The organism is Alloalcanivorax balearicus MACL04 (genome assembly GCF_025532145.1).
Classification (GTDB): Bacteria; Pseudomonadota; Gammaproteobacteria; order Pseudomonadales; family Alcanivoracaceae; genus Alloalcanivorax; species Alloalcanivorax balearicus.
Genome location: NZ_ARXS01000002.1, coordinates 238,628 through 256,001, shown reverse-complemented (window position 1 = coordinate 256,001; position 17,374 = coordinate 238,628). Strand labels below are relative to the sequence as shown.

17 protein-coding genes are annotated in these 17,374 nt (G+C 61.9%); 12 read left to right on the top strand and 5 right to left on the bottom strand.

Annotated elements, in window-relative coordinates; translation table 11 throughout:
- Positions 1-13 precede the first annotated feature (13 nt).
- Genes ctaD through MA04_RS03055 form a run of 3 tightly spaced genes read left to right on the top strand, consistent with a single transcriptional unit; the run spans position 14 to position 3,130 of the window.
- Positions 14-1,618, top strand: coding sequence for a cytochrome c oxidase subunit I (gene ctaD / locus MA04_RS03065; RefSeq protein WP_163127843.1), 1,605 nt, complete (start codon positions 14-16; stop codon positions 1,616-1,618).
- A 27-nt stretch (positions 1,619-1,645) separates the two neighbouring features.
- Complete coding sequence (locus MA04_RS03060; RefSeq protein WP_014993500.1) at positions 1,646-2,221, top strand: cytochrome c oxidase assembly protein; 576 nt, start codon at positions 1,646-1,648, stop codon at positions 2,219-2,221.
- Between the two features lie 27 nt (positions 2,222-2,248).
- Positions 2,249-3,130 carry a cytochrome c oxidase subunit 3 gene (locus MA04_RS03055; protein WP_133490328.1) on the top strand — a complete coding sequence of 294 codons (882 nt, stop codon included), beginning with the start codon at positions 2,249-2,251 and terminating at the stop codon, positions 3,128-3,130.
- Positions 3,131-3,716: 586 nt separating this feature from the next.
- Here MA04_RS03055 and MA04_RS03050 read toward each other — a convergent pair.
- Both MA04_RS03050 and MA04_RS03045 read right to left on the bottom strand, forming a co-directional pair.
- Entirely contained in the window at positions 3,717-4,409 is a 693-nt protein-coding gene (locus MA04_RS03050; RefSeq protein WP_163127841.1) for a pseudouridine synthase, read from the bottom strand.
- 30 nt (positions 4,410-4,439) lie between these two features.
- Positions 4,440-4,691 (bottom strand): twin transmembrane helix small protein, encoded by a 252-nt coding sequence (locus tag MA04_RS03045; protein WP_163127839.1) that lies wholly within the window; start codon positions 4,689-4,691, stop codon positions 4,440-4,442.
- A 104-nt stretch (positions 4,692-4,795) separates the two neighbouring features.
- On the opposite strand from MA04_RS03045, the gene MA04_RS03040 reads away from it, so the two are divergent.
- From MA04_RS03040 to MA04_RS03010, 7 genes are all read left to right on the top strand, one after another.
- Entirely contained in the window at positions 4,796-5,545 is a 750-nt protein-coding gene (locus MA04_RS03040) for an SURF1 family protein (RefSeq protein ID WP_163127838.1), read from the top strand.
- A 4-nt stretch (positions 5,546-5,549) separates the two neighbouring features.
- On the top strand, positions 5,550-6,164 hold the full coding sequence (locus tag MA04_RS03035; protein WP_262459399.1) for a hypothetical protein: 615 nt from the start codon (positions 5,550-5,552) through the stop codon (positions 6,162-6,164).
- Between the two features lie 95 nt (positions 6,165-6,259).
- The gene (locus tag MA04_RS03030) at positions 6,260-7,312 is read left to right on the top strand and encodes a COX15/CtaA family protein (RefSeq protein ID WP_262459398.1); all 1,053 of its coding nucleotides are present in this window, start codon (positions 6,260-6,262) and stop codon (positions 7,310-7,312) included.
- A gap of 5 nt (positions 7,313-7,317) precedes the next feature.
- Positions 7,318-8,208, top strand: a complete 891-nt coding sequence (gene cyoE, locus MA04_RS03025) for a heme o synthase (RefSeq protein ID WP_022996094.1) — start codon at positions 7,318-7,320, stop codon at positions 8,206-8,208.
- 504 nt (positions 8,209-8,712) lie between these two features.
- Positions 8,713-9,300: a LemA family protein gene (locus MA04_RS03020; RefSeq protein ID WP_026949586.1), complete on the top strand. Its 588-nt coding sequence runs from the start codon at positions 8,713-8,715 to the stop codon at positions 9,298-9,300.
- A 13-nt stretch (positions 9,301-9,313) separates the two neighbouring features.
- The gene (locus MA04_RS03015; RefSeq protein ID WP_262459397.1) at positions 9,314-11,077 is read left to right on the top strand and encodes a M48 family metalloprotease; all 1,764 of its coding nucleotides are present in this window, start codon (positions 9,314-9,316) and stop codon (positions 11,075-11,077) included.
- A gap of 33 nt (positions 11,078-11,110) precedes the next feature.
- Entirely contained in the window at positions 11,111-11,479 is a 369-nt protein-coding gene (locus tag MA04_RS03010; RefSeq protein WP_262459396.1) for a hypothetical protein, read from the top strand.
- Here MA04_RS03010 and MA04_RS03005 read toward each other — a convergent pair.
- Positions 11,474-12,514, bottom strand: a complete 1,041-nt coding sequence (locus MA04_RS03005) for a GNAT family N-acetyltransferase (RefSeq protein ID WP_262459395.1) — start codon at positions 12,512-12,514, stop codon at positions 11,474-11,476. The genes MA04_RS03010 and MA04_RS03005 overlap by 6 nt on opposite strands.
- Positions 12,515-12,795: 281 nt before the next feature.
- On the opposite strand from MA04_RS03005, the gene MA04_RS21770 reads away from it, so the two are divergent.
- Complete coding sequence (locus tag MA04_RS21770) at positions 12,796-13,374, top strand: cold-shock protein (RefSeq protein WP_316252567.1); 579 nt, start codon at positions 12,796-12,798, stop codon at positions 13,372-13,374.
- A gap of 15 nt (positions 13,375-13,389) precedes the next feature.
- Positions 13,390-14,922, top strand: coding sequence for a sodium:solute symporter (locus MA04_RS02995; protein ID WP_262459394.1), 1,533 nt, complete (start codon positions 13,390-13,392; stop codon positions 14,920-14,922).
- A gap of 194 nt (positions 14,923-15,116) precedes the next feature.
- On the opposite strand, the gene MA04_RS02990 is transcribed toward MA04_RS02995, so the two are convergent.
- The gene (locus MA04_RS02990) at positions 15,117-15,746 is read right to left on the bottom strand and encodes a hypothetical protein (RefSeq protein WP_163127822.1); all 630 of its coding nucleotides are present in this window, start codon (positions 15,744-15,746) and stop codon (positions 15,117-15,119) included.
- Positions 15,746-17,026, bottom strand: coding sequence for a sialidase family protein (locus MA04_RS02985; RefSeq protein WP_262459393.1), 1,281 nt, complete (start codon positions 17,024-17,026; stop codon positions 15,746-15,748). The genes MA04_RS02990 and MA04_RS02985 overlap by 1 nt, the downstream gene beginning before the upstream one ends.
- Positions 17,027-17,374 lie beyond the last annotated feature (348 nt).

The following is a 17,374-nucleotide window of genomic DNA, read 5'->3' as shown; positions in this document are numbered from 1 at the left end:
GGAGGGGACCGCGATGAGTACTGTTGCCGCAGCACACGATGATCACGACCATCACCACGCCCCGACCGGCCTGAAGCGCTGGCTGTTCAGCACCAACCACAAAGACATCGGTACGCTGTACCTGTGGTTCAGCTTTGCCATGTTCCTGGCCGGCGGTTTCATGGCGATGATCATTCGGGCCGAATTGATCGAGCCCGGGATGCAATTCGTTGATCCGGAGTTTTTTAACCAGATGACCACCGTCCATGGTCTGACCATGGTCTTCGGGGCGGTCATGCCCGGTTTCGTGGGTCTGGCCAACTGGCTGATTCCGTTGATGATCGGCGCGCCGGACATGGCGTTGCCGCGTATGAATAACTGGTCGTTCTGGATTCTGCCGTTCGCGTTCACCATTCTGCTGAGCTCGGTGCTGTTGAGCGCCTTCGGCCATGGCAACCCGAGCGCTCCGAACTTCGGCTGGACCTTCTACGCGCCGCTGTCCACCAAGTACGGCCCGGCCTCCACCGATCTGTTCATCCTCTCGGTCCACATGATGGGGATCTCTTCCATCATGGGCGCCATCAACGTGATCGTGACGGTGTTCAACCTGCGGGCACCGGGCATGACCCTGATGAAAATGCCGCTGTTCGTATGGACCTGGCTGATCACCGCCTTCCTGCTGATCGCGGTGATGCCGGTACTGGCCGGCGCCGTTACCATGATGCTCACCGACCGCCACTTCGGCACCAGCTTCTTTGATGCCGCCGGCGGTGGCGACCCGGTTCTGTTCCAGCACGTGTTCTGGTTCTTCGGGCACCCCGAGGTGTACATCATGATTCTGCCGGCGTTCGGTATCGTGTCGGCGATCATTCCCACTTTCGCGCGCAAGCAGCTGTTCGGCTACGCCTCCATGGTGTACGCCACCGCTTCCATCGCGCTGTTGAGCTTCGTGGTCTGGGCCCACCATATGTTCACGGTGGGCATGCCGCTGGCCGGCACTCTGTTCTTCATGTACATGACCATGCTGATCTCGGTGCCCACCGGGGTGAAGGTATTCAACTGGGTGGCCACCATGTGGCGCGGTTCCATGACCTTCGAGCTGCCGATGAAGTGGGCCATCACCTTCGTCATCCTGTTCACCTGCGGCGGCTTGTCCGGTCTGATGCTGGCGATCACTCCGGTGGACTTCCAGTACCACGACACCTACTTCGTGGTGGCGCACTTCCACTACGTATTGGTCTCCGGCGCCGTGTTCACCATGTTCGCCGCCGCCTACTACTGGCTGCCGAAGTGGTCCGGCATGATGCCGAACAAGGTGCTGGGTGAACTGCATTTCTGGAACTCTCTGATTTCCGTGAATCTGCTGTTCTTCCCGATGCACTTCGTGGGCCTGGCCGGCATGCCGCGCCGCTACGCCGACTACGCTCTGCAATTCGCCGATTACAACTTCTGGATCTCCATCGGCGGGTTCTGGTTCGGTCTTTCCCAGCTGTTCTTCCTGGCTGTGTGTCTGCAGTGTGCCCTGAAGAAAGGCGAGAAGGCGGAAGCCAAGCCCTGGGACGGCGCCGAAGGTCTGGAATGGGAAGTGCCGTCTCCGGCCCCCTTCCACACCTTTGACACCCCCCCGGTGGTGAAGTAACGGATCCGACGGAAAGAGGGAGGCACCATGAGCAACGACGATCTGCAGGCCCGCAACGCCCGCACTTTGAAGAAGCTCCTTATCTGGGCGGTGGCGATGTTCGGCTTCGCCTTCGCCATGGTGCCTTTTTATAACGTCATCTGTGACATCACCGGCCTGAACGGCAAAACATCCAACACCGCGGCGACCCAATCGCCGGAAACCGTGGTGGAGGACCGGGTCGTGACAGTGGAATTCATTACCCAGAACGGGGCCGGCGTGAACGGCAGCTTCTACGCTAAAACCCACCGGGTGCGCGTGCATCCGGGCGAGATCACGCTGGTGAATTTCTACGCGAGCAATCCCAAGGACCACGACATCATCACCCAGAGCATCCCCTCCATTACCCCCGGGCAGGCGGCGCGCTACCTGCACAAAACCCAGTGCTTCTGTTTTGATCAGCAGACACTGACGGCGGGGGAGATGAAGGAAATGCCGATGATTTTTTACCTGGATCCGGAGTTGCCCAAGCACATCACCACCCTGACCCTGTCCTACACCATGTTCGATGTGACCGAACGTGTAACCGGGACTGATAACAAAAGCGACACCGTGGTGCGCTAAAACCCGGTGGTAGAGGAGACCAATTCAATGGCAACCGATAAGTACTATGTACCCGAGAGCAGCCCCTGGCCCCTGGTGGCCTCGGTGGGGCTGTTCATGACCGCCTTCGGCGGTGCGCACTTCATTCAACAGGCCACCGACCCGGACACCTTTTCCGGTTCCTGGGGCCGGCCGCTGTTCTTCTTCGGCCTGGCCTGGCTGTGGCTGACCATCGCGCTGTGGTGGCGTGACACCATCAAGGAATCCCGTGGCGGGCTGCACAGCCATCAACTGGGCATTTCCTATCGCCAGGGCATGCTCTGGTTCATTTTTTCCGAGGTGATGTTCTTCGGTGCTTTCTTCGGCGCTCTGTTCTACACCCGCTGGCTGATCGTGCCGTGGCTGGGTGGCGCTGGCAGTAACGCCATGACTCACGAGTTGCTGTGGCCGGACTTCCAGGCCATGTGGCCTCTGGTGAAAACGCCGGGCGGCACCACCACCCAGGCGATGGGCGCCTGGGGCCTGCCGGCGATCAACACCGCCATCCTGTTGACCAGCTCCATCACTCTGACCATCGCCCACCACGCCTTGCTGGCTGGCAAACGCGGCAAATTGATCGGCTTCCAGGCCATCACCGTGCTGCTGGGCGCAATCTTCCTTGGTCTGCAGGTGGAAGAGTACATCCATGCCTATACTGAAATGGGCCTGACCCTGGACGCCGGCATCTACGGCAGCCTGTTCTTCCTGCTCACCGGTTTCCACGGTGCTCACGTGACCATTGGCACCATTTTCCTCGCGGTGACGCTGATCCGGGTGATCAAGGGCCATTTCGACGCCGAGAACAACTTCGCCTGGGAAGCGGGGGCCTGGTACTGGCACTTCGTGGACGTGGTGTGGCTGTTCCTGTTCGTGGTGGTGTACTGGCTATAACCGCCGCCGCCATCCCGAACACCAAAAGCCCCGGCAATGCCGGGGCTTTTTTTATGGTTCATGGGCTGCTTTGAGAGGAACGGGATTACTCTCCATCAAGGACGCTGATCTGTGTTACGCCTTTGCGGGAACGCCGTGAATACGTCCATGTAGGCTCCCGGTCGAACGTCCCTGTTCGACAGGGTCCCGCAAAGGCGTAACACAGATCAGCTTCGAGGTAATCGCAGGCGTGGGTGTTCTTCCAACCGCTCCCAGGGAACCACGGTGGGATGGACAACGAGATGCCCCCTTTCCCGAAAGGTTCACCGCTATTGGAGCCCGGAACCTTGCAGTTTTCTCGAAGCGGGTCTGTACGAAGGTCTTGCGGACTCCAACAACATTGTGGGCCAGCCTGTTAACACGTCGACCGCTGGCACAGAAGGGGCTACGGAGCTGCTGTGGGAGCTTGCCTGCAAGCGAATCTTGGGGGTCCGAAAGCCCAATTCGCTTGCAGCGGCCCGCCGCCCGGACAAGCTCCCACAGCAGCGTTGTAGCGGCCTCCGAATTTATGTCTCCAAGGCCCGATGGAGGGCAATGCCGCTTCCTACTAGACGCTGGCGATCTCCGCCGCCGTCAGCGCCCGATATTGGCCCGGCGCCAGGTTCGGATCGAGGTGAATCTCCCCCATTTGCTCGCGATGCAGAGCGACGACACGGTTACGGAAGTGGCCGAACATGCGTTTGACCTGATGGTAGCGCCCCTCGAACAGGGTCAGCCGGGCACGATGACTGCCGAGCAGTTCGAGCCGGGCCGGCAAGGTGGTGAGGTCTTCATAGGCGAAATACAGGCCACGGGCGAACACCTCGGCGTAGTCGGCGCTGATCGGTTGCTCGGTGTCGACCAGATAAACCTTGGGTTTGCGCTGCTCCGGCAGGGTGATGCGCCGCGACCAGTGCCCGTCGTTGCTGAGCAGCAGCAGGCCACTGGTGTTCAGATCCAGCCGTCCGGCCAGATGCAGCTCGTGTTTGTCCGCCTCGTCGAGTAAATCCAGCACGGTGCGGTGGCTGTCATGCCGGGTTGCGCTGACCACGCCTACCGGCTTGTGCAACATCCAGTAACGGGCGCTGCGCCCGGCTTGCAACAGGGCATCGTCCAGTTCCACGCGTTGGAAGGTGCTCACCTCGTGGCGAGGGTCACGCACCACTTCACCGTCCACCCGCAGGCGCCCGGCACTGATAAGCAGCCGGCTTCGTCGGCGGCTATAAAGTGGCGAGTGGCTTAGCAAACGATCCAGGCGCATGGCTCGGTCCTGCTCACGATATGGCGTCCCTCACTCTTCTTGTTGCTGCACCGGCTCGCCATACAAGGTGGTCGGATTGACATCGTGGGGCTGGATCCAGCCCATCATCATGCTCAGCAGAATAAAAATGAACACCGCCGCCGAGAAGCCCACCCGCCAGGCCAGCGCGCGCATGGTTTTACCTTCCTTGCCTTCATTACGGACCAGGGCCATCAAGGCCCGCCCCAGGGAGACCACGGCCGCGGCCAGCAGCACGATGACGATCAGTTTCACCCACCACATACAGGCACCTTCCACACTCGCTGTTCATGTACAATGTGCGCCCATTGTAGCCCCCCGGCGGTGAAGTGCACGCTCCGCCGGCCGCCGTTACCCGGAGATCGCCCATGGCCGGAAAACCCCGCCTGTTTTCCCCTCTTGCCACCGCACTCACGCTGGTGGTGGTTGCCGTGTGCCTGGGCTTGTCCTGGTGGCAATGGCAGCGCGCGGACGAGAAGAGAGAATGGCTTGCGGACCAGGCCGACAAAGCCGCCGGCGCGCCGCTGTCGTTGTCCGGGGCGTTGAGCCGTCACGACCGCCAGCATCTGCCCATCACCGTCAGCGGCGAACTCGACAACACCCACCCGGTTCTGCTGGACAACCGTATGAATCAGGGCATCGCCGGCTATTACCTGCTTTCGCCGCTGCGCACCGACGACGGCCGCTGGGTGCTGATCAATCGTGGCTGGCTGCCCCGTGGCAACGACCGCGCTGTGCTGCCCGCGGTACCGCCGGTGATCGGCCCGCTCACCGTGAACGGCACGATATACGAGCCTTCCAGCCGCGCGCTGGTGCTCAAGGACACCCCCCTGCCGGACAATCAATGGCCTTTACGGGTACAAAAGGTGGATTTTGCAGCCATCGGCGCCCGACTTGGGGTAGAATTGGCGCCCTTTGAAATTCGCCTTGCCGCGGATCAAGGCCTGGGCGATCAGGCGCCATTGCCGAAACCCTGGCAAGACGCGGAAACCATCATCAGCCCGCAACGCCACGAGGCTTACGCGCTGCAGTGGCTGGGGCTGGCCGTGGCGGCCCTGGTGGTCTTTCTGGTAGCGAGTCGGCGGCAGGCACGCCGACAGGATCAACTGGACCTATAAACCGATGTCCCCTCGCAGCAAAAACAGACTCACTCTGCTGGCCATTCTCAGCCCCTTCGTGCTGTTTTTTCTGGCCGGTCGTTACCTGATCGACCCCTGGGAACTGCCGCGCCAGAACAAGGGCCAGTTGCTGATTCCGCATATTCCGGTGTCGGATCTGGGCCTGGTGGAAAGCACCGACGATCCCTACCGGGCCGATGACATGAGCGGCCGCTGGACAATGATGTACGTCGCCGGCGACGGCTGTGACAGCCGCTGCAAGAACGGCCTCTACTATCAGATGCGCCAGGTTCGCCTGGCACTCACCGAGGATGCGCAGCGCGTACGCCGGGTCGTGGTGCTTACCCGGCAACCGGATGCGGACTTCCGTGCTTTCCTGGACGACAATGTCGCCGGCATGGAGGAGGTCCAGGGTGACCTGGAGACCCTGAAAACCACGCTCGAAGCCGCTTACGGCGAGAGTCAGTCTTCACCGGTGGGGGATATTTATCTGGTCAGTCCCGACGGCCAGATTTTCATGCGTTACCCCACCCACGAGGACATGGACGCCACTCTGGAAGAGGCGGAGAACATCCGCCTGGATTTGAAACGGACACTCAAGGGCTCCCTGATCGGTTAGCGCCTATCCGGCGCCACTGTTTGGGCGGCCCGTGCTTTTATCCCGCGCGGCCAACCCGCACGTTGATCGGATGAACACCAGCAGGTCCCGAAATCATGCAAACCCTGACGTTTTCCCAAATCTGGCTGCGTCGCATGACGATTGTAGCCATTGTCCTCGCCGCCGGCGTGATCGCACTGGGCGCCTGGACCCGCCTCAGTGACGCCGGTCTGGGCTGCCCGGACTGGCCCGGCTGCTACGGCCACCTGGATGTACGGAAAGCCGTGGCACACGTGTCCGATGTCAATTCGACGGCTCCCGGCGCTTTGCGCGAGGCCCACAAAACCATCCCGGAGATGGTCCATCGCTACTTTGCCTCCGTGCTGGGCCTGACCATCCTGATCATCGCGGCGCTCAGCTGGATCAATCGCAAGCGCGCCAAACAACCGCTGAAGCTGCCGCTGTTCCTGGTAGTGCTGGTGATCTTCCAGGGCCTGCTGGGCATGTGGACGGTGACCATGGGGCTGCAACCCACCATCGTCATGCTGCATTTGCTCGGCGGCTTCACCACCCTCACTTTGCTGTCGCTGCTGGCCGCCCGTCTCTACCGCTGGCCGGAATTTCTCAACGACTGCGATGTCCGCACCCTCAAGCCACTGGCCGGCCTGGCCCTGGCGGCGGTGATTCTGCAGATCGCCCTGGGCGGCTGGACCACCGCCAACTACGCGGCGGTGGTCTGTACCGAACTGCCGGTGTGTGAGTCCGGCTGGACCGACCACCTCAATTTCGCCGATGCCTTTATTTTCTGGGGCCACGAGCATGACCTGCCCGACTACGAATTCGGTGTGCTGGAAAACGACGCCCGGACCACCATCCATGTGATGCATCGTTTCGGTGCCTTGCTGGTCTCGCTGCTGGTGCTGACCCTGGTGGCCCGTATCCTGCGCCGTGCCCACAGTACCTTTTTTCGCAATTTCGCCGGTGTGATCCTGCTGTTACTGCTGGTGCAAGTGGGTCTTGGCATCGGTAATGTGGTATTTTCCGTGCCACTGAAGATAGCGGTGGCGCACAACTTCGGCGCGGTGGTTCTGCTGATCACCCTGGTTCTGTTCATCCGCGCCATCAACGTCAAATGCACCAGCGCCCGACCGGGCCCCAACGGGGAATAGCGTTCATGAGCACCACCACCTGGCGAGACTATCTGGCCCTGACCAAGCCTGGCGTGGTCATGCTGCTGATGGTGACCGCCGTGGCCGGCATGTTCCTGGCCACGGATCCGCCGGGCATGGTTCCGCTGCACATCTTTATCCCGGCGTTCGTCGGACTGTCTCTGGCGATGATGGCCTCCGCCGCCATCAATCAGATCATGGACCAGAAGATCGATGCGATCATGAAACGCACCGAGCAGCGGCCACTGGTGGCGGGCAAGCTGTCACCGCGAGCGGCGGTGGCATTCGCCGTGGCACTGGCGATGCTGTCGATGGCCATGCTGTACTTCCTGGTCAATCCGATGACCGCCTGGCTGACCCTGTTCGGTTTTGTCGGCTACGCTTTTGTCTATACCCTGTATCTGAAGCGCGCCACGCCACAGAACATCGTTATCGGCGGCGTCGCCGGCGCCATCCCGCCGCTGCTGGGCTGGGTGGCGGTGACCAACGAACTCCACCCCCACGCCTGGCTGTTGGTGTTGATCATCTTCGTGTGGACGCCGCCGCACTTCTGGGCGCTGGCGATTCATCGGGCCGATGAGTACGCCAAGGCCGATATCCCGATGCTGCCAGTGACCCACGGCATTCCCTTCACTCGCGAATCGGTGCTCTATTACACCATTCTGCTGTTCGTGTGCTCGCTGTTGCCGTACCTCACCGGTATGAGCGGGCTGATCTATCTGATCGCCGCGGTCATTCTCGGCGCCATCTTCCTGGTGCACGCGGTGCGCCTGCGCTTCTCGGAAGACCCCAAACTGCCGATGAAGACCTTTGGCTACTCCATCACCTACCTGTTCGTGTTGTTCACCGCGCTGCTGGTCGACCACTACATCCCGCTTTATCCCTTCATCGTCTGAGCGCCGCTTACGCGCCAATCGCAGTTCGTGGACCACTGGCGTCCCACAACTCGCAGGCACACTGACACGCAACACGCAAGCACGCCAAACCCTTGGCCCGCTTGCGTGGCCCTGCGGACATGAATTCGTACTGTATTCGCGAGCAAGCTCGCTTCCCACATCGACTTCGTAGCCCCTGTGGGAAGCGAGCTTGCTCGCGAATAAGGCGTGTTGCGTGTAAGCGTGCCGGCCCAAAACCATGGAACACCAGAGGTCCACAGACCGCGATTGTTCTCCGGGGCCACGTGACAAATGTTAATTCGGTCACGCCGGCCCGCCGCCCTACTTGGTTGTACGGCGGCATTACAGTAACTTAACCGGTGGGGATGAAGGCCCGCCGGATGCGAGGTCGGCATTCACCAATAATATGACGTCCCGTGACCGGCCCCGTCTGCTCCTGACCGCCGCCGCTCGCGAGGAACGACAATCCGGGGAACCACGTTACTATCATTCTGGGGGGATAGTATGGGGGAGTGGCTATTCGCCGGCGTTATCGCCGCGCTGCTGTTGTATCTGATCGCCGTCTACAACCGGCTGATCCGTCTGCGTAATCAGTATCGCAATGCTTTCGCTCAGATCGATGTGCAGTTGCAACGCCGCCACGACCTGATTCCCAATCTGGTGAGCGCCACCCGCGCTTATCTGCGCCACGAACAAGACACTCTGACCCGGGTCACCGAAGCCCGCCGGGACGCCGCCAAAGCCCGCACCGATGCCGCCCGCCAACCAGGCGAAAGCGATGCCATGGCACGTCTGTCACAGGCTGAGAATCTGCTTTCCGGCAGCCTTGCCCAGTTTCGGGCCGTGGCCGAGAGCCATCCGGAACTGCGGGCGGACGCCACCGTGTCCGAGCTGATGGAAGCCCTCACCAGCACCGAGAATCGCATCGGTTTCGCCCGCCAGGCCTTCAACGACACCGTGATGGGCTACAACACCTACCGCGAGCAGTTCCCGAATAACCTGATCGGCGGTCTGTTCGGACCATTCCGCGCCGCCGACCTGCTGTCACTGGAAACCGCGACGGCACGTCAAGCGGTCACGGTCAGACTCTGAGGCCACGGCGGCGATGGACTTCTTCCAGCATCAGACCCAGGCCCGGCGCCGCACCCTGCTGCTGGCGCTGTACTTCCTGCTGGCCCTCGCCGGAGTCACCGCGGCGGTCAATCTGGTGACCGTGGTGCTGGTCCGCCTGTTGCTGCCCGGCCTGGCGTCCGCGCCCTGGCTCGGCAGCAGTCCGTTCTGGTGGGTCAGCCTGTCGACGCTGTCGATCATGGCTTACGGCTCGCTACGCAAGGCCTGGCAATTGCGCGGCGGCGCCACCGCGCTCACCGCGCTGCTGTCGGCACGGGAAGTGGACGCCGACGCCGGCGACCAGCCACTGCGCCGGTTGCGCAACGTGACGGAGGAAATGGCGATCGCCAGTGGTCTGCCGGTGCCACGCCTGTTCGTGCTGGACGACGAAGCCGGCATCAATGCCTTCGTCGCCGGCGCCCGCCCGGATCAAGCTCTGCTGGTGGTCACCCGCGGCGCCCTGGAGCAACTGAGCCGGGAGGAACTGCAGGGCGTGGTGGCCCATGAATTCAGCCATATCCTCAACGGCGACATGCGCCTCAATCTGCAACTGATGACCGCGCTCTCCGGCATTCTGGCAGTGGGAAAAGTGGGCGAATTCCTGTTGCAGCCGATCTCCCGGCGGCATCGCTATCAGCCACTTTTTTTCACCGGCGGCGTCCTGATGATGACGGTGGGCTACGCCGGGCTGTTCTTTGGCCGTCTGATCAAGGCCGCCATCTCGCGGCAGCGCGAGCATCTGGCGGACGCCTGCGCGGTACAGTTCACCCGGCAAAGTGAAGGCCTGGCTGGCGCCCTGATCAAGATTCGCAACGGCGGCGGTTCCTTGTTGCATTCCCTGTATGCCGAGGACATCAGTCACATGGGCTTTGCCGAAACCGTGTCCATTCATCTGCGCGCCCTGCTCTCTTCTCACCCGCCACTGGAACAACGCCTGCGGGCGCTCGGCCCGGATTGGAATGCGCGCGCCCGGGTGCGGGCGCGCCGCGACCCGCGCGCTTCCCAACATATCGGTTTTCTTGACGATGCCAATCTGGGTTACGCCCGTTCCCTGGTGGCCAGTATTCCGGAGCCCCTGCGGCAAGCCCTGGCCGGCAACGAAGGCGCCGAAACCATTCTGTACGCGCTGGCGCTGGGGCCCCGCCCAATACCATCGGCGCTGGCCGGCGGCAAACGCGGCGAGTGGATCCAGCAAGTACGACAGCTGGGTACCCGCCTGCGCCTGCCGTTGCTGGATCTGGCACTGCCAACCCTGGCGCGCCAGCCCTTGGCGCGGCGTCAGGCCATCGTCGATCAGCTACTGGGAATCGCCCGTCAGAGAGGCAACCGCGACCTGCTCTGCTGGGCGCTGTGCGCACTGGCCCGGACCCGCTTACTGCCCACCAAACGACTGCCGGAACCGGCCCTGCATCGCTTCGCCGCGGTGGCGGCGGATCTGCAGGTGGTGTTTTCCGCTCTGGCCTGGGCCGCCGACAGCGCCCGTCACACGGCCGTGACGCTGTTTCAACAAGCCACCCGGGGACTGCTGCCGGCGGGCCGCCAGCTGTTACCTCCGGACCGCTGCACACCGGAGCGAATGAATCATTCAGTGGCGCGTCTGAATCGGCTGACACCCCCGCTCAAATCGGCGGTGATCGATACCGCCGCCGACCTGATACTCGCCGACGGCCAGATTCAGGTGGCGGAAACAGAACTGTTAAGGGCGCTCTGCGCCCTCCTCGACAGCCCCATGCCACCTTTGTTTCGTCGGACCCGCTGATTTTCCGTCAATGCGGATGCCATGGAAAAAACAATGCATTTGGAAAAAATAAGCCACCGCGTCACCCGTGACGCGGTTCATCAAGCCACCCGCGAAGTACGCCAGGGCCTGCTCGATCCGGCGTTGAATCAATGGTTCTCGAACCAGGGACTGGACCTGGGCCGCACCCTATTCGCCAGTCTCTGCCCCTTCGATCAGCACACCTACACCGGCACACTGGTGGATCCCCAGGGCCGCGTCCTGGAGTTCCTGGTGGATCTGGATGAGCCGGACAACAGCAGCCTGGAGGACGTCAGCGACGAGCTGGGCCCCAAGCACCCGGAACACCCGGAGGCGGATCCCTGCGATCGCATCACCATGGCATTGCTGATGCAGCAGCAGGGCGACGTGGGGAACTCATGAAAGATCCGACCGGAACGGCAACAGCGTCAGCGCTTCTTCCCGGTAGCCGCTGACATGCCGGGCTTCCCGGGCACAGAAATCCGCCACCGCGTGTTGAAACTCCGGTTCCGCCAGCCAGTGCAGAGAATAGGTAATGACCGGTTCAAATCCGCGCAACAGTTTATGCTCGCCCTGCACGCCGGGATCGAACTCCGCCAGCCCCTGCTCGATGGCGAATTCAATGCCCTGGTAGTAGCAAAGTTCGAAGTGCAGAGCATCGAATTCGCGCAGGCAGCCCCAATAACGGCCGTACAGAGCCTGATCGTCGAACAGGTATAAAGCCGCGGCCACGGTGTCGTCCTGATGGCGGGCCAGCGCCACCATCATCTGATCTCCCTGGGCGGCGGCCAAATCGGTGAAGAAGGATTCGGTAAGATAAGGCCACTGCCCTCGTTTCAGATAGGTGCTGGCGTAACACTGGTAAAAGTGCGCCCACTCCGCCGTGCTCAGCGTCGAACCCAGCCGTCGCTCCACCTGGATGTGCTGTGCCGTGACTTTGTCCCGTTCGCGCCTCAGGTTCTTACGTTTGCGTGACTGGAAGCGCGCCAGGAAATCGCCAAAGTCGGCATAGCCATGATTGAACCAGCGGAAATGACAGGCCTGCCGTTCGATCAACGGCAGCTCCGCCAGCGCCACGCGGCTGGCCCGGTCCGGAAACAACAGATGCCAGCCGGAAGCACCGGTTTCCGCCACCCGCTCGCGCACCGCCGTCCACATTCGGTCGGCGTCGATGTCCCCCCGCCAACGCGGTCCCACCACCGGGGTATAGGGAATGGCGCTGACCAGCTTCGGATAATAGCGGTAGCCGTAACGCTCGTAGGCGTCCGCCCAGGCGTAATCAAACACGTACTCACCACGGGAGTCCCGGCGCTCGAATAACGGCAAAAAACCGCCATCAAGTTGCACATGACGAGGCAGCCAACCGGCATCTTCACCGGTGGCGCCGCTGCGCGCCAAGGCCTGAAAGAAACTGTCGGATAAAAACGGATACCGCAAAGTAACGCCTCTACTGCCCATTTCGGCCCTGGCGGGTGTGAGATTATCCGCCGCCTTGGTTACAATGACCCGGCGGCGATCATAATGATAACGCAGGCCGATCTACTCCGGGGCTCGTCCTTTATCCCCTCTTTGCCCGCGGAGGCGACGCTCCCCCACGAGAGGAGGCGCGCGGAAACGACCATCGGCCCTGGCCGCCCGCCGGTAGCACCGGCGTGACGTTCCTCTCCGCTTTTCGGGGAGGGTCCCGAGCCCAATGAGCATAAGGTAACGTCCATTCCATGAAAGTTTCCAAACCTTTGGCCGCCTTTTATATGCTGGCAGCCTTGTTACTGGCCCTGTGCGGCGCCTGGCTTATTTTCGCGCCGCAATCCCTGATCCTCTCCGTGCATGACATTGAGCTGATGGTCTCCCCGGTATTGTCCCAACAGGCCGGCCTGGGTCTGCTGCTGGCCGCCGCGGTAAATCTGGTGTGTCCGCTTGGCGGGCCCGGCCGTCTGCCCCTGCATCTGGCGGTGTTCTTCTACCTGGTAGGGCTGGTACTGGCCCACGGGCAGGTGGCCTTCGGCGTCGCCGCCTGGCTGTGGATTCCGGTGCTGATTTACCTGCTGCCGTTGCTGCCCTGGCAAAAATTGCGACTCAGCGGCGGCGGCACCATGCGCCACGGCGAGGTGAAATGGTTCAATCCCAATAAAGGCTTCGGTTTCATCCTTACCGACGATGAGGAGGAAATTTTCGTCCACTTCAAGGCGGTCCAGAACGGAGGGCGCCGCAGCCTGCGGACCGGCACCCGGGTACGCTTCACCACACGGCAATCCGATCGGGGCGAACAGGCCGATCAGGTGTACATCGAACAATAACCGGATCTTCACGCCATGAATCTGGCCTTCGCCGATTGGGCCGTGATGGCCCTGTACCTGCTGGTGGTACTGGTCATCGCGCTGTATTGCTCGCGACGCAATACCAGCACCGAAGAGTACTTCGTCGGCGGGCGCCGGTTTCGCGGCTGGGTCATCGGCCTGTCCCTGGTCGGCACCTCGATCAGTTCGGTGACCTTTCTCGCCTACCCGGCCGATGCCTTCAAGACTGGCTGGCTGCGCTATCTACCCAATCTGGCGTTGCCCTTCGCCATCGCCATGGCGGCCTGGTTCTTCCTGCCGTTTTTTCGCCGTGGCAATCTGACCAGCGCCTATGAATATCTGGAACAGCGCTTCGGACCGAGCCTGCGGGTGTACGGTGCGACGGCGTTCATCATCGCCCAGTTGGTACGGGTGTCGATGATCCTGTGGCTGTTGTCGCTGCTGATTCAGCAGTTGGTTTCGATCCCGCCGGCCACCGCCATCGTGCTCAGCGGCCTGTTCGTCGGGCTGTACACCGTGGTCGGCGGCATCGACGCGGTAATCTGGACCGATGTGCTGCAAACCGTGGTGCTGATCCTGGGTGGCGTGCTGTGCCTGTGGATCGTGGTGGACACCCTGCCCGGCGGGCTGGCCCAGTTGTTCAGCGAAGCCGGCCAGGCCGGTAAATTCGCCCTGGCGGAATGGGGTGAGGACGGCCCGCGAACCACGCGCTGGACACTGTCGCTGAGTGAAAAAACCGCCACCATGATGTTGTTCATCGGCCTCACCAACTGGCTCACCGAATACGCCAGCAATCAGAACACAGTGCAACGTTACTGTGCCGCCCGCTCCCTCGGCGAAGCGCGTCGCGCCTTGTGGGTCTATCTGTTCACGGCATTGCCGCTGTGGGCCTTCTATATGCTGCTGGGGACCGGGCTCTGGGTGTTCTTCCAGCACTTCCCCGATCAGCAGTCACAGGAGGTACTGGCCGGCACGGCCCGGGCGGAAACCATCCTGCCCTGGTTCATTACCGAATATCTGCCGGCCGGCATCGCCGGGCTGGTGGTAGCGGCGGCGCTGGCGGCGGCGATGAGTTCGCTGGATTCCAGCATCAACGCCGTGGCCACGGTTTCCGTTGTCGACCTCTACCGTCGCCACTGGCGGCCGGATCGGGAGGATCGCCACTATCTGGCGGTGGCACGCGGTGCCGCGGCGCTGACCATGGTCCTGATGATCGTGGGCGCCCTCTGGCTCAACGGCGCCACCACTCGCACCCTGCAGGACACCTCCACCATTCTGGTATCGCTGTTGGGCGGCGGTATGCTCGGACTGTACCTGCTGGGGTTCTTCACGCGCACCGGCAACACCTTCTCTGCCTGGTGCGGCCTGATCTGCACCCTGCTCTTCACCGGCTGGACACTGCTGTCGGAGCAGGGCTGGTGGCCGGCAGCGCTACGCGCGCCCTTTGATCTGTACTACACCGGCCTGATCGGCAATGTATTGATGTTTTTGGTGGGTTATGGGGTGGCTCATCTCAGTGGCCGGCGGCTGGCCAGCCGTTACGGTTGACGGCAGGCTGGCGCGCCACACGCCGGCACGCCAAACCCTTGGCCCTCTTGCAGGCCTGGGGACAGTGGACTGTAGGAGCTTGCCTGCAAGCGAATGGGGGCCTCTCAGGCCTTCGGGATATTCGCTTGCAGGCAAGCTCCTACAGCGGCTTCGTGGGAGCGTGCCTGTTCGCCTGCTTGTACCCGCTGCTCTACTCAGGATTCGGTACGGACCGGCGCGGCCGATGCCGCCTCCGGCTGACTCACCGCCAGACGCTGACGGGCCCGGCGCGCCAGCAGGCGATCACGGATCAGCCAGCCGCTGGCCCAGAACACCAGCCAGGGGTCGATCAGATAGTCCCAGAGGTTATCGGACGGCAGCAGCCGCCAGGCGTAGGACAGTTGCGCCACCACCAGAATGATGCAACTGGCATAGGCGCGGCTCAGCCAGGCCACCACACCCAATAGCAGCAGCATGCAGCTGAATATGAGATCGCCGAAACCCCAGGCGTACGGGTCCTCGTAGCTGGAACCCAGACTCATTGGATAGAACCACAGAGCCAGAAACACCAGCAGCAGGCAGGCCATGCGGGTCTGTCCCATGGAGAGGAACTGATGGCCGCGCAGACGATGCAGGATGGCCAGCAGCGCCAGCATGCCGGAGGTCAGACTGAAGTCCCCCAGGTAACTGAGTACCCAGGGCGCCAAGCCATACGGAAACGGCAGTAGCGCCAACACCAGTACCGTCATCGCCACCAGCGCACGGCGGCGCACCGGCCAGTGGCTGGACAGGCGCAGCGACACCGCCACCAGAATAAAAGCACAAACCACCACGGACACCAGCATCACCCTCTCCCCCCTTTGTCCGGCTGCCTGGCCGGCAACCAGGCATGGCGAATGGCGGATTTATTCCAGGTATAGAGCACGTGGAGATCTCCGTTACTGGCTTGAATGACGTAGGGGTAGTCGTACTGGAATTCGCAGCCACGCGGGAAACACTTGTTGTGTTCCACCCGTTGCAGGTAGGGCTGATTGCGGATAACGCCGAAAGTGCCTTCCAGTTCCTCGCCGATCATATTGAGGAAACGGTTTTCTTCCAGGTCGCCGCCGCGCCAGGAAGCGCGGTTGTGAAAGTAGATGCGATCGGTCCAAGTACGGCCGCTGTCCCGGGTTTCGCGCATGCACAGATCATCCCGTTCCACCGAATTACAGTTGGCCACCAGCAACCAGTGCCCTTCGCTCAACGCCACCCCGCCAACGGCGGCGCTGGGGTTGGGTAATCCCGAGGAAACCAGTGGCGTCCATTCGACGCCGCCGTCATATGTATCACTGCGGTAGAGCATGCCCGGGTGGTCGTCGCTCTCGTTGCGGAGGAAAGCGGTGGCCCGGTGCGGACTGTCCACCAGCACCAATGGCTGAATCGCCTTGCGGCCATGGCCGATGCGGGACTTGTCCCGAATCCGGTTATCCTCATCCAGACGCAGCATTTCACCGAATTTGCCGATCATCTCATGGTAAACCGGCAGCCCCACCGAACCATCGGCGAACCGCAACGGCGGCGTCTTCACCAGCGTGCTGATGTTGAGGAAGGGTGAAGTGGTCAAGGCCCGGTCAAATTTCCAGGACGCGCCCTGATCCCAGGATTCCAGCACCACCATACGGCTGGCGGCCCAGCCGCCGAAGCTCACCGCCACCACGAACAAGCGCATGCGGCCATTATCGTCGAGGACCGGCACCGCATTGCCCAACTTGCGCACATGGCGGCCCCAGCCCCGGCTGATCTGATCCCGGCTGACCACGGTGGTTTCTTCACTCCAGACACCAGCGCCGGGATCGAAAACGGAGGAGTGGATACCCACATCCTGCGCCCCCTCCCGGCTGCCGGCGAACCAGAAGGCGCGCAGACGGCCATCCGGCAGCTCCACCATGGAAGCAGCGTGGACCAGAGCGGTTTCCGCATCGGAGGCGAAACGCATCTGCCACTGCCCATCGACCACATCATGAGAGGGAACGTGTTCGGCTATAAAAGGAGGATCGGATTGCAGCGCATGCCCCGGCAAACCCACCAGGAAAGCCACCACCAACAAGGCGCCCATCCCCCAATGCATCCATTTGTTCAAGGCCATGTAGATCGGCTTCTTCTATATCGTACGAAAAGCGAAGGTTAACACTGGTTACAATTTATCCTCTAGCGTTCTTCGCTCCAAATGCGACGCGGGATACTCATTTACTTGCACTTGAGCCGCTATTTTTACCATTGAGGTGCATTGTTAGCGGAAATTCCATCGCAAAACGTCGACCGCGGCGACACTTTGACAAAAGCGCAACAATTCCAAAATCCACCTGTCATATTCGGCCACGCGATCAACGCCCGACCCAACTCCCGCTGATCGACATCAGGGCCCACCGCCGCTGGCGGCGGAGCCAGTCCCCCGTTGGCAATTGGCCCGTTATGCATGATCGATGCCGGTACA